The sequence below is a fragment of the Psychrosphaera sp. F3M07 genome (genome assembly GCF_018860345.1).
GTDB lineage: Bacteria > Pseudomonadota > Gammaproteobacteria > Enterobacterales > Alteromonadaceae > Psychrosphaera > Psychrosphaera aquimarina.
The window spans coordinates 112,276-124,933 of record NZ_JAHKPJ010000020.1 but is presented as its reverse complement, the minus strand read 5'-3'; the positions used below and the strand labels follow the sequence as shown (position 1 = coordinate 124,933).

Here is a 12,658-nt window from a genome sequence, read left to right as displayed (position 1 = left end):
TAACGTATAACTTAATAATTCATAACCCCAAATGGTATTTATATGCGTATTGTTATTTTATTGATTATGTCCGCCCTGTTATCTGCATGCAGCACATCATTCCCTAACCAAATGGTTGAAGGTCAAACCTTTCCAGCGATTAGTGGTGAAACCTTAGAGAAAAAAACGTTAAACATTCCACAGGACTTAAATCAAAATCCAGTATTGCTATTAATTGGTTATAAACAAAATTCGCAGTTTGATATTGACCGTTGGTTAATTGGTTTAGACATGACTAATACGTTGGTGGACGTGTACGAATTGCCAACTATTCAAGGCATGTTCCCAAGAATGTTCAGCACCGTTATCGATAACGGGATGCGTAAAGGTATACCTAAAGAGTTATGGAAAGGCGTGGCAACTGTTTATGCAGATGGTGAGAAAGTACAAAAATTCACAGGTAATGAAAATGGCAACAACGCCAGAGTCGCCTTGTTAAATAAAGAGGGGGTTGTTGTGTATTTTTATGACGAAGGTTTTTCAGTTAGTGCATTAAATAGATTAAGAAAAACCTTATCGGCTCTGAATGATGAAGAATAAGAACATCATTATGAGTTCAGCGGTGGGTATTTAATTATATATTAATGTTAATGAATGCCCGCTGACTTTACGTCATTTAAGTAAGTTCTAGACACAGGCACTTCAAGTTCATTAGCTAACAGTAAAGATACTTTTCTCCCTTCTTTTTTTAATGCATTAACCGCTGATTTCGAAACCCACCAAGAACGATGTGTTTGTAAACCGTCAAATTCAGCAAGCTGTGTTAATGCATCTTTAAAACGCATAAGTAATAAATGATGGCCTTTGCTTGTGTAAACCTTAATGTAATGGTCCGCCATTTCTAAACAATACAAATCCCCGCGCTTTTCAATTGGTAACAAAGCCATAAACTGTTCCAGAGCAATATTTTTGCCCTGTTCTGATTGTTGTTGAAATTCAGTATTAATTTTTTGGTGTTTTGTTAACTCTTGTTTCAACCATTTTAAATAATTTTCCATTAAACCAATGAAGTTAAAAATAGCGCCTATGACAATGGCTTTAGGTAATACGCTCCAAAATTGAGTGCTGTAACTTGCGCTGTGTTTAAAAAACAGCTCGTTTAATAAGGGAACAACTAAACTGATAATTACACTCGCGACAAGTCCAGAAAAAATAATACGGAACCACTGCATTGGAATAAATTTTTTTAAAAACACGTTGCCGTAAAAAATGCATGGGACATAAATCATGTAACCAACAGAACATGTGACTAGCCAATAAAGTATTGAATAATGCAATGGCAAAACATTCATTCCAAAAGGTGTTAAAAAACCAATAATGACACTGATAACCAAAAGAATGATCAAAGCACTCTTAAGTTTAGCTTTGGTGAAATATGGCTCAAGGTGTTGATATTTATGGTTCATTTCACGATTCGTCAATGGGAATACTTCCAAATTTGTGCTTTTTACGAATAGTTTTTTACCGTTCGCGTAATGCTTCTTTTTATTTAACGTTTTGCATTTTATCGTAATTCCAACAAGACGCAATTGCTCAAGTTGGGCGGTTGGTATAGTGGCAAACAACAAAAATAAAAGGTAACAAAGATGAAAAAATTAACAAGAATATTAATGGTTATAGTCGCGCTAACTTCAACCTTTACTCAAGCGTCAGAGGTGTCGTTTGAAATTAACGGTATTAAAAGTGACGCAGGAAAAATACTAATTCAGCTATTTCAAGGCAAAGATAATTATGAAAGCGGCAATGCAGAGTCGGCACTCATTGTTAAAGCTAAAACCGGAAGCGTTACCGTTAACTTTAATGAGTTAGACGAAGGTGAGTACATAATACGTTTTTTCCACGATGAAAATAGTAATGGCAAATTAGAGACAAACTTATTTGGTGCTCCGGTTGAAGGTTATGGTTTTTCTAATAATGCTAAGCCGGACTTTGGGCCAGTTAATTATAGTGCAGCTAAGTTTGTTGTTCAAAGCCGTGACGACAAAGTAACCAATTCAGCTTCGGTTATCTATTAATTAGTACATCAACAAATGAATAAGGAGATAGTTATGCAACGTCGACATTTTCTAAAAGGATGTGCTTCTTTGGGCGCTGGAGCGGTTATTGTAAATTCACCGCTAAAAGTTTTTGCCTCAACTGAAACGGCAAGAACGCCTCAAGTGTTGAATTACAAAGCGTTATTTAATGATGCATTGAGTCAATCTCCAGAACTAATAGGTTTTACCAATGTTGACGATGATTTTGCACCTGAGGTTTTGTCGATTGAAGGAAAAATTCCTCTTGATATTCAAGGTACTTTTTATCGAAATGGACCAGGCAAACTTGAACGTGGTGAACACCGTTATCAACACCTATTTGAGGGAGATGGCATGTTGCAGAGTTTTACTATTGCACAAGGAAAAATTGTCCATAAAGGTAAATTCATTAACACGCCTAAATTCCAAAAAGAGCAGAAAAACAAAAAGTTCCTATATTCTGGCCCTGAAACTGTCATTCCAGATGCGTTATCCGTGACTAATGCTGATGTAATTAATACAGCTAACACGAATGTTATCGCTGTGGGAGATGACTTATGGGCATTATGGGAAGCGGGTTCGGCAACCAAAGTCGACGCTAAAAGCCTTGAATATAAAGAGCAAGTGATACTAGGTGAACATGATAAATACAAAAAAACGTTACAAGGTTTACCTTTCTCTGCGCATCCTAAAGTAGAAGCAAATGGTGATATTTGGAACTTTGGCCTTAATTCATCAGGGCATGTTGTTTTATATCATTTGGCACCCAACGGCCGCGCAAAAAATGTGGCGTTAGTTAATGCCAAATACAGAGGTGGTATGCTGCATGACTTTCTCATGACAGAGAAACACTTACTGATCATTTTACCTTCCTTATCAACAAAGCGTTCTTTTGCAAACAACAGACAAGGTGGCTTTTCACGAATTAGCTTTGATAAGGAACAAGCTCAGAGAGTATTGGTTATTGATAAAGCCAGCTTAACGCTAAAAAAAGAATACGAATTAGAAGCAGGCTTTGCCTTTCATTACGGTAACGCTTGGGAAGAAACAGACGGAACAATACGATTTGACGCTAGTCTTTATCCAAATGCCGATAGTCTCCACAATTTATCAAATATGATGAAAGGTGAAATTAACCATTCAGTGCCTAATGCAAAGGCGGCATTTTATACGTTAAGCCCTAATGGCAAATCATCACAGATGATCTTAGATACAAATAGTGAATTTCCTGAAGTGTGTGATCATCGTGTCGGATTGAAAAATGAATACCTTTACCATTTGTCATCAAAACAAAATAGCTTCTGGAGCAACACTGTATGTGGGTTTAATGTTAATAGCGGTAAACTAGATAGTTATGAGTTTGGCGAAGAATTTTTGGTAGAAGAACATATTACCGTTTGTCCAAAACAAAAAGAAGGCACGGGGTATTTAATTGGTTCCGCGCTGCATGTGCCAAGTAAGCGCACATGTTTGAATATATTTAATGTGGAAAATATTTCTGATGGGCCAATAGCCAGGGCCTGGTTGTCGCATCATTTACCACTGGGTTTTCATGGTACTTTTAAAGCTGCTTAGGTGATTTTTATACTGCTATTGATAACAAACTGATTGACTCATTTAAGGTGTTAAATATACACTTTGTATACGTTACGTATATAAAGTGTATAAAATCAAGTGGGAATAGTAAAAATATCAGAAACATTGCATGAAGAAATTAGACGTTCTAGCAATGTCATGTCCAGATCAATTAATTCACAAGCTGAGTTTTGGATAAAAGTCGGGCGATTAGCAGAGTTGAATCCAACACTGACTTTTACGGAAATAATGAAAGCTGAGTTGTTAAAAGCCGATCAGAGTATTGCCGAGGCGTTTCATGAGTAAAGCCATTTTAAAAACAGAGCAAGAAATTACATTAATGCGTGAATCTGGCCGACTGTTGGCACAAGTATTTAAAATGTTAGATGACTTTATTTGTGAAGGCATGACGACATTGGAAATAGATACCAAAGTTGAAGATTATATTCGTAATGAATTAAATGCTCGCCCTGCCAGCAAAGGCCAATATGATTACAAATTCTCGTTAAACTCATCCATTAATGACGTGGTTTGCCACGGTGTTCCTAGTGAGACAGTCAAGATCAATGCTAAAGATATTATCAATCTTGATATCACCTTAGAAAAAGACGGATTTATTAGCGACTCCAGCAAAATGTATACCTTTAGCAATACCAGTGTCGACGCTAAACGTTTAGTCAAAACTACTTATGATGCCATGTGGAAAGGCATTAATGTGGTGAAGCCAGGAGCAAGGTTAGGAGATGTTGGTTATGCAATTCAAAAACATGCAGAGCAGGCCGGTTACAGTGTTGTAAGAGAATATTGTGGCCATGGCATCGGCCGTGAAATGCACGAGGCTCCTCAAGTATTGCATTACGGCAGACCAAATACGGGATTAGTTCTAGAAGCCGGTATGACATTCACCATTGAACCTATGATCAACCAAGGCACTCACAAAATTAAAACCAAGAAAGATGGTTGGACAGTAGTCACAAAAGACAAAAAGCTTTCTGCTCAGTGGGAACATACAATTTTGGTGACCCAAACGGGGTTTGAAGTATTAACACTGCGCCATGAAGAAAGCCCAATAAACTAACACGGTTTCTTTGCCAGCTTTGATAAATGTGATTTTATTAATTTTTGTTATAAAAGTTTGTCACACATTTCTTATGACAGGTTACTTAGTAATTGAAAGAACAAATTCTTGAACATTATTACTAAGGTCATAGGACATTTTATGAGAAATATTCAGTTAACAAAAAACAACAAAATGTATCATGTTGGATTATTATTTCTGGCGATAGTATTTGCTAGTTTTAATACGGCTGCTAAGGTAAGCCAATCTAAAAGTAACATATTTGATGTTACGGTTATTGGGCAAGGCTCCCCAATTATATTGATACCCGGCTTGATGTCGGATGGATCTGTGTGGCAACACATCGCTAATGAACTTTCAGATAAACACCAAGTTCATAGCATCTCTATTGCTGGTTTTGCAGGCACGCCACCTGTGCACAACTTTTCATTGGAACAAGTTAAAGAACAACTTGTTAATTACATAACGCTAAATAAGCTAAAAAACCCAAGCGTAATTGGCCATAGTTTAGGTGGGTTTATGGGGTTTTTATTGGCGTCATCAACGCCTGATCTTATTGGAAAATTAATATCAGTTGATGGTTTACCATTTATTGCACCAGTATTTACCAGAACGAATGACAGTACGGTGCAATCTATGGCCTCTCAAGCTCAATATATTCGGAATATGTACCAAAATATGACATCTCAGCAAGTGGCGGCTCAAACCCAACAAGGTATTTTTATACAAGCTAAGTCGCAAGCCGCACAACAAAAAATCATTCAGATGGCTCTAGCGTCTGATCCTAAAACCGTCGGTGAAAGTATTTATTATTTAATGAGTAACGATTTACGTTCACAAGTGGAAAACATTAAAAGCCCAGTACTGTTAATTGGTGCTTCTGGGGCATTTACTCAAACTTCTCAACAGCAACAAGTTGAAGTATTGTATAAACAGCAACTCGACAGCATAACCAAGGCGCAGTTAATCATGAATACTAAAGATAGGCATTTTATTATGTTAGACAATCCGACTTGGTTACTTAAGCAGATCAATGATTTTTTAGAAGGGTAATGAGATGGAATTAACTTCTAATTTACAAAATGATGTGGAGTTTGCGAAACAAGGGGATATCGCCGCCTTTGAACGCTTAATAAAAAGTACCCAGAATATGGTTAGCAGTATCGCTTTGGCGATAGTAAAAGACTTCCATCAAAGTGAAGATATAACTCAACAGGTGTTTATATCAACGTGGAAAAATATTAATTCATTAAAAAATAACAGCAGCTTTTTGCCTTGGATAAGACAAGCAACACGTAATACGGCATTTAATGCACTCAGGGCAAATAAATCAACTACGACCTTATCTGATGCTGAATCTGAGCAGTTGTTGTTGCAACTTTGCAATCATGATTTGACTCATGAAGAACAAGTATTATTAAAAGAAAAGAACAGTATTCTAAATTCATTTTTAGAAAAATTACCGGATGATAGTCGAGATGTGGTTTTACTTTATTATCGTGAAGAGCAATCGACACAACACGTTGCCACATTGTTAGAGATAAGTCCTGAAAACGTAAGGCAAAAACTAACCAGAGCCCGTCGTTTGTTAAAAGATGAATTGTTGAGCTCCTTTGGTAAAGTGATATTTTCTACTGCGCCAAGTGCGACATTTACCGCTTTAGTAATGGCATCACTTGGTCATTCTGGCAAGGCTGCAGCAGCAACGGCTGCAAGTCATGTTATCGCGACCAAACAGACCAGCTTATTGGGTAAGTTTTCCATGCTGCTAAGTGGCGCTATGTTAGGCGCGACCTTAGGGGCTCTAGCCACGTATTTGGGTACCAAGCCTGCGTTAAAGCGCATGACGGAGGAAAAGGATAAACAAAAGCTGATCAAACATCGAAATCAGACCATTGTGTGGGTAATACTTTCCGGACTAGCACTAGTCGGCGCGTATGAGTTTGGTACAACATACCTAATCATTGGAACCTATATTGTGTTTGCTATCGGACTTTATTATTTTAATAAACGAACTAGCGTTCATATTATCAATAGCCTTTATAATAATCGTCGTTTAAGCGACAAAGAGAGTAGGCGTAAAAAGATTGAACAAGCTTGTGGTCATTGGGGATTAATTATTGGCGTTGGAAGTGGATTTGCTGGATTAATAGTCGGACTAATCAACAGTGGTCAATTAGTATTATAAGTATCAGCTTAGCTTAAGTATTAAACCAAGATTGACTAAAGCAACAATCTTGGTTTAATCAATATCAGTTTAATAGTGGCTTTTTACTCCATAAGTTATTTAGGTTTACTTCTCTAGGTTTGCCGTTTTTTATCTGCCATTGAACATAAACTATGCTTAGAATAATTGCAGAACCTTTGTATAAATTTGAATCCAATTCGCCAATGAACCAACCACAGGACGTAGTTAACGTATTAGTAGCGCTTTGTTTTATTACACGATTTATTTTTAACGTATGTGATTCATGCAACCGTCAATACTTATTAGTAACAACGATTGCATTGTATACTCACTCACGGGGTTAGTTAATTAGTTGTATTATTTTTTTAGCTACAAGTGCTGAAGATAGATAGTTCTGACCAGTGACCACTCGCCCATCAACTTCTATGTATGGTGTGTTTCTTGGGGCGTAGTTAAAGTCACCACCATGCTTTTCTATTGTTTCCGTGATTTTAAATGGAAATTGTTTATAGTATTCTTTTTTAGGGTTTTCATATTCATCAGGGTAACCACTAATGCGTTTACCTGATACAAGGAACTCGCCAGAGCGTAATGTTAAAAAGGCAATCCCAGCTGTACCGTGACATACAGAGGAAATAATACCGTTATGATTTTCATAGATGTCCATGACCAAATTTTGAATAGGCTGGCTATTTGCAACTCCATACATAGCACTACTTCCTCCAATATAATGGACAGCTTTATAGTTATTAGCTGTGACATCTGAAGGTTTTTTAGTGTTTGCTATCGCATGCATAAAATCAGCGTCATATAGATATTTTTTCTGTAAGTCATTCGATGTATTTATATAAGACAATGGAATAGCGCCACCTTCAGGACTAATAAAATCCACTGTAAAACCAGCAATTTTAAACTCATGGTAAGCATTTACTATTTCAGAAAAGCTAGCGCCGACGGGTAGTGATGAGGTGCCATGAAAATGGACATTAGAAACAATAAATAAAATCCGTTTACCATGTTGAATTGAATGCTCATTAGTGGCAGTTTTGCTGATTATTTTCCAGTCGTCTTTGATTTTTTTTAGCAAAAATAAATCAATAAAACGTCGTTGTTCAGTCGGTAAGATGATTTCCACTTTTGCAGTGGCAATGAATCCAGATACACCAATATTTAATATCTCTCCAATGCGTCCGGTATATTCACCAATATTATTTTTTTTGAACCAATTGACATACTCTTTGGCGGGAACTCGCCAAATTTCCTTTTCTTTATTTTCTAATAATAAATTAGCGTCTGTATAAAAAGCTTCTGTAATTTTATCGGGGTAGCTATAAGACGTACCTTGAATATAGTTATTTAAGGTACGTCTTATGTCTTCATTATCAGAGTTGGCTGACGTCTGGGTGCTAAATAAAGTTAATAGCCAAAGCAGTATTATAAATTTCATTGTTTTTCCAAGTTGATTATTAAAAACAATGATTACATTAATACTGTGACTGTTGACTTACAGTCGCAGGTTATAATTTTACACTACGGATTTATAAATTTAGAGTTTGTTCTTTATATTTTGCAGGGGTTAGTTTGGTTTGCTTTTTGAAAACACTATAAAAAGTAGATTGAGAATTAAAGCCGCATAGTTCAGCGATAGTTTCAATCGTTTGATTACTATTAGAGACAAGTATTGATTTTGCTGCCTCAATACGAAGTTCATTGATGTATAAAGAGAAAGACTTATTCAAGTTATCATTTAACAATTGAGAGAACTTAGGTGTTGAAATTCCTAACCGCTTAGCCACTTGTGGCATGCTAATTAATGAGTTTTTATACAGCTCTTCATTTTTCATTAACAGATGAAGACGGTCTATTAACAAGTCTGCTTCTTCTGTTGTGATTTCTTTATCAGCGTATTTTATTTTTATAACCTTGTCCTTAAATTTAAATAACACTAATAAACAAGCGATGAAAAGAATGAATGAAAAAGACAGTGCACCAGCAATATAAGAAGTATATGAGGAAGTGAAATAGGCTAACCAGATAATGGCATTACCAATAAAAACACTGAGCAACCAAATGTCATCTTGTGTAAGCTTAGCTTGTTTTGTAATACTCTTAATTTTTGGGCTAATGACAATGAATGATAAAACTATATACATCAACCATACATAATTTATCAGCGTATAAAGCAGATTTCTCCATAACTCTAAATGCTGTTGGTACGGAAAAATTATACCTATGATTGTGATAACGCTGACTAATGCGATGAGGTGGTATGACCACCGAACTTTCTGATGTGTAATCAGTTTGAGGTGACTCAAACAAAAGAAATAAAGCAGAGGGCCAATTAAAAAACAGGCCGATAAACCAATCTGTAAAATAATGATAATAATGTCAGGATTAAAATGATAAAGAACCGATTTTAATGTACGAATACTGATCATTATCAGCATTGCCGCTAAGAAGCGATTGCTCAAGTTTTTAGACGGTTGAACCCATAAATACAAAGCAACGATAAACCCGTTTATAGAGCCTAATGCGCTTAAAATTAAGATAAGTTGAGTACTAATTGGTAGCATATATATTAAATTTATAAACCTGATACCATATTCTGACAGAGCAATGATCAAATATCACTTATTTAATTTTCGCTTCATTTTTAATCTCACGATTAATAGGACATAAAATTATAAATGTAGCAAAATAGAGGCTTGATCTTTCTTGGTCATTTTACTCACTACTAAATCAAACGAATTATCTATCATGCGTTCTATCTCTCCTTGCGGAATAGAACCATCTAAAATTACCGTGTTCCAATGTTTTTTGTTCATATGATAACCCGCAATAATGGCTGGGAATATGTCACGTAACATCAGGGCTTCGTCTGGATCACATTTTAAGTTTAAGAAATATGGCGTTGAATTATCAGGGGCTTTAAGATGATCTTTACCTGAACCCAACAAAGCAAACATTTTACCTTTTACTTTGTAAACTTCCGTTACATTGTCAAAAGGAAAATCAACTAAAGTAGCGGGTTTAGTTTTTAAATATTGCTGAACAGAAGTTTGAATATCCATGAACAATTCCTGACTACTTAAGTGTTGTTTAATTCTGAGTTAAAAATAAGCGCAGCATGATAGCTGCGCTTAAAATTGTTATTTGACTGCTGATTCAGCGGCTTTCCGGCTGCGTGATATAAAGAATGCACCAGCAATAGCCGATAAAATTGAACCGGATAATACCCCTACTTTGACACTATTTAAATGTTCAAACCCTTGATGTTCAAAGGCTAATGAGCCAATGAATAAACTCATAGTAAAGCCGATGCCACATAACAAGGTAACCCCGTATAACTGAGTCCAATTGGTCCCTTCTGGCAACTTAGCTACACCCGCTTTTACTGCTATCCAGCATGCGCCAAATATCCCCACTTGTTTACCAATAAATAAACCAGCCACAATCCCCATCACCACTGGGTTAAAAATGTCGTCGGCAGATGTGCCAATCAATTGAACACCCGCATTGGCAAAAGCAAAGACAGGCAATATAAAAAAGGCGACCCAATTATGGAGGCTGTGTTCCATATGGTGCAACATAGGGTGACCATCTTCATTTTTAACATTAATTGGAATAAACATAGCGACCGCGAAGCCTGCTAATGTTGCATGCACACCAGATTTAAGTACGGCAGCCCAAACTATCATGCCAACTAAAATATAGGCACCTTGAGCACGGATTTTGTAACGATTTAAGCCAAATAAAACTAACAAACCAACAGCTGCGACAACGAGTGAAGTAGTGGATAAGTCTGCTGAGTAGAACAAGGCAATAATGACGATGGCGCCAATATCATCAAAAATAGCCACAGACAGTAGAAACAGTTTTAACGTAATTGGTAACGAACGGCCAAATAGGCTGAATACCCCTAGCGCAAAGGCAATATCAGTAGCCGATGGAATTGCCCAGCCTGTTACCGCTACAGCATCGTCTTGGTTAAACCAAACATAAATTAGAGCAGGGACAGCAATACCCGCAACCGCAGCAATTGCAGGTAATGTAATTTGGGCAACTGAATTGAGGTGGCCTTGTAAAATCTCTCGTTTTATTTCCAAACCAACCATAAAAAAGAAAATGGCCATTAAGCCATCATTAATCCATAACAATAGTGGTTTAGCTATTTCGAATGATCCAAATTTAACGGCCACAGGCAGATTTAACATGCCATTATAAAACCCATCCAGTGGCGAGTTAGCAAAGATTAATGCGAGCAACGCAGCGCAGACAAGTATAATGCCGCCCGCGGCATCATGCTGGATCATTTGTTTGAAATTTTTAGACATTGTATGTCCTTCACAGTTAGTAGTGGCAGCAGGATAACAAGGAAACTCTCAATATAGAACTAATGAACGATTATGGGTTAATCCCAAAAGGGCGTTTGCGCTCAAATTGCATCGATTTACCCCTATAATATTGATATATCTCAACAATAATAGCTATATATTGGCAGAATTTGTACAATTGGTTTACCTTTATTAGGTGACACAACAACTTTCAAATTAAATGTTAATAAAACTAATTAATGGGTAGTAATTAATGAAAAAGACACTCGCAGCCGCAATAATAGTTGCCCTTGGTGCAGCTTCAACATCTGCGTTGGCAGAAACAAGAATCAATGGGTTTGCTTCAATCGTAGCGGGAGTTATGACTGATAAAGACACCTCTCTTTTTGGTTATTCTGACAACCTTTCTTTTAAACCTGAAAGCCTCTTTGCATTACAAGTATCCTCTGATCTTGGTGAAGGCCTATCTGCAACGGCACAAATCATGTCTCGTGGCGAAAATGATTACTCTACCGAGTTTGAATGGGCATATTTATCTTATGAGATAAGTGATAGCACCCAAATTAATGCCGGTAAACTTCGTATTCCATTTTACCGCTATTCTGACTTTTTAGATGTGGGTTATGCGTATAATTGGGCTCGCCCACCACAAACGGTATATAACCTAGTATTCTCAACATTTGATGGTGTTAGTATCGTCAACAACCATACTTTAGGTGATTGGGATTCTAGTATTCAAGCAATCTACGGTAGTTACGACGGTAGTGTTAACTTACTATCAAATGAAGATCCTGCTGAATTAAATAACATGATGGGTGTGAACTGGACTGTAAGTTATGACTGGCTAACTGCTCGTGCTGTTTATATGGTGGCAGAAACCTCTATCAGTTTTGATAATAACCCTGATCCGGACCAAATATTAAATAAAGGTATTTCTCTTGTTGGCGCAGTATTTCCTGAAGCTGCTGATAGTTTAGTGGTTAGTGAAGACAATGGGTCATTTTTTGGCTTAGGTTTTAGCGTTGATTATAATAACTTTTTAGTTGATGCTGAGTTTACAACGGTAGAAGTTGAAGACAGTATTGTCGCAACTCAAGAACAATATTATGTATCTGTAGGTTATCGTTTTGATACTTATACTGTGTATGCAATTACTGAGCACAGAGAAGATAAAAATGATGATAATTACAGCAGTCAACTTCCAGCTGCATTACCACTTTCAGCTGACTTAACTGTTTATCCTCAAGCTACTTACCAAGCTCTATTAGCGAGTCAAGAAGAAGAGCGTGATGCCTTCACTGTTGGGGTACGTTATAACTTCCACCCAGCAGCCGCGCTTAAAGTTGATTATACATCGTACGATGTGAAAGGCGTTGGTGAGAGTAACTTGTTGTCAGTTGGCGTGAATCTAGTATTTTAAGGGGTAAAT

13 protein-coding genes are annotated in these 12,658 nt (G+C 36.8%); 8 read left to right on the top strand and 5 right to left on the bottom strand.

What is annotated here, in order from left to right:
* Nucleotides 1-42 precede the first annotated feature (42 nt).
* On the top strand, nucleotides 43-579 hold the full coding sequence (locus KO505_RS09255; RefSeq protein WP_216055171.1) for a hypothetical protein: 537 nt from the start codon (nucleotides 43-45) through the stop codon (nucleotides 577-579).
* A 47-nt stretch (nucleotides 580-626) separates the two neighbouring features.
* Here the strand turns inward: KO505_RS09255 and KO505_RS09250 are convergent, their stop codons facing one another.
* Complete coding sequence (locus KO505_RS09250) at nucleotides 627-1,460, bottom strand: LytTR family DNA-binding domain-containing protein (RefSeq protein WP_216055170.1); 834 nt, start codon at nucleotides 1,458-1,460, stop codon at nucleotides 627-629.
* Between the two features lie 165 nt (nucleotides 1,461-1,625).
* Between KO505_RS09250 and KO505_RS09245 the strand changes: the two genes are divergently transcribed.
* The 6 genes from KO505_RS09245 (at nucleotide 1,626) to KO505_RS09220 (ending at nucleotide 6,895) form a co-directional block, all read left to right on the top strand.
* Complete coding sequence (locus tag KO505_RS09245) at nucleotides 1,626-2,054, top strand: DUF2141 domain-containing protein (protein ID WP_216055169.1); 429 nt, start codon at nucleotides 1,626-1,628, stop codon at nucleotides 2,052-2,054.
* A gap of 33 nt (nucleotides 2,055-2,087) precedes the next feature.
* Complete coding sequence (locus KO505_RS09240; protein ID WP_216055168.1) at nucleotides 2,088-3,629, top strand: carotenoid oxygenase family protein; 1,542 nt, start codon at nucleotides 2,088-2,090, stop codon at nucleotides 3,627-3,629.
* A 99-nt stretch (nucleotides 3,630-3,728) separates the two neighbouring features.
* Complete coding sequence (locus KO505_RS09235) at nucleotides 3,729-3,935, top strand: ParD-like family protein (RefSeq protein WP_216055167.1); 207 nt, start codon at nucleotides 3,729-3,731, stop codon at nucleotides 3,933-3,935.
* Nucleotides 3,928-4,707: a type I methionyl aminopeptidase gene (map, locus tag KO505_RS09230; protein ID WP_216055166.1), complete on the top strand. Its 780-nt coding sequence runs from the start codon at nucleotides 3,928-3,930 to the stop codon at nucleotides 4,705-4,707. The genes KO505_RS09235 and map overlap by 8 nt, the downstream gene beginning before the upstream one ends.
* Before the next feature lie 141 nt (nucleotides 4,708-4,848).
* The gene (locus KO505_RS09225) at nucleotides 4,849-5,760 is read left to right on the top strand and encodes an alpha/beta fold hydrolase (RefSeq protein WP_216055165.1); all 912 of its coding nucleotides are present in this window, start codon (nucleotides 4,849-4,851) and stop codon (nucleotides 5,758-5,760) included.
* A 4-nt stretch (nucleotides 5,761-5,764) separates the two neighbouring features.
* Nucleotides 5,765-6,895 (top strand): RNA polymerase sigma factor, encoded by a 1,131-nt coding sequence (locus KO505_RS09220; protein WP_216055164.1) that lies wholly within the window; start codon nucleotides 5,765-5,767, stop codon nucleotides 6,893-6,895.
* Between the two features lie 340 nt (nucleotides 6,896-7,235).
* On the opposite strand, the gene KO505_RS09215 is transcribed toward KO505_RS09220, so the two are convergent.
* From KO505_RS09215 to nhaA, 4 genes are all read right to left on the bottom strand, one after another.
* Nucleotides 7,236-8,342, bottom strand: a complete 1,107-nt coding sequence (locus KO505_RS09215) for a nuclear transport factor 2 family protein (protein ID WP_216055163.1) — start codon at nucleotides 8,340-8,342, stop codon at nucleotides 7,236-7,238.
* Between the two features lie 91 nt (nucleotides 8,343-8,433).
* Complete coding sequence (locus tag KO505_RS09210) at nucleotides 8,434-9,519, bottom strand: AraC family transcriptional regulator (protein WP_216055162.1); 1,086 nt, start codon at nucleotides 9,517-9,519, stop codon at nucleotides 8,434-8,436.
* A 57-nt stretch (nucleotides 9,520-9,576) separates the two neighbouring features.
* Complete coding sequence (locus tag KO505_RS09205) at nucleotides 9,577-9,966, bottom strand: MmcQ/YjbR family DNA-binding protein (protein WP_216055161.1); 390 nt, start codon at nucleotides 9,964-9,966, stop codon at nucleotides 9,577-9,579.
* A gap of 78 nt (nucleotides 9,967-10,044) precedes the next feature.
* Nucleotides 10,045-11,229, bottom strand: coding sequence for a Na+/H+ antiporter NhaA (nhaA, locus tag KO505_RS09200; RefSeq protein WP_216055160.1), 1,185 nt, complete (start codon nucleotides 11,227-11,229; stop codon nucleotides 10,045-10,047).
* Nucleotides 11,230-11,482: 253 nt separating this feature from the next.
* Between nhaA and KO505_RS09195 the strand changes: the two genes are divergently transcribed.
* On the top strand, nucleotides 11,483-12,649 hold the full coding sequence (locus tag KO505_RS09195) for a porin (protein WP_216055159.1): 1,167 nt from the start codon (nucleotides 11,483-11,485) through the stop codon (nucleotides 12,647-12,649).
* Nucleotides 12,650-12,658: the final 9 nt, after the last annotated feature.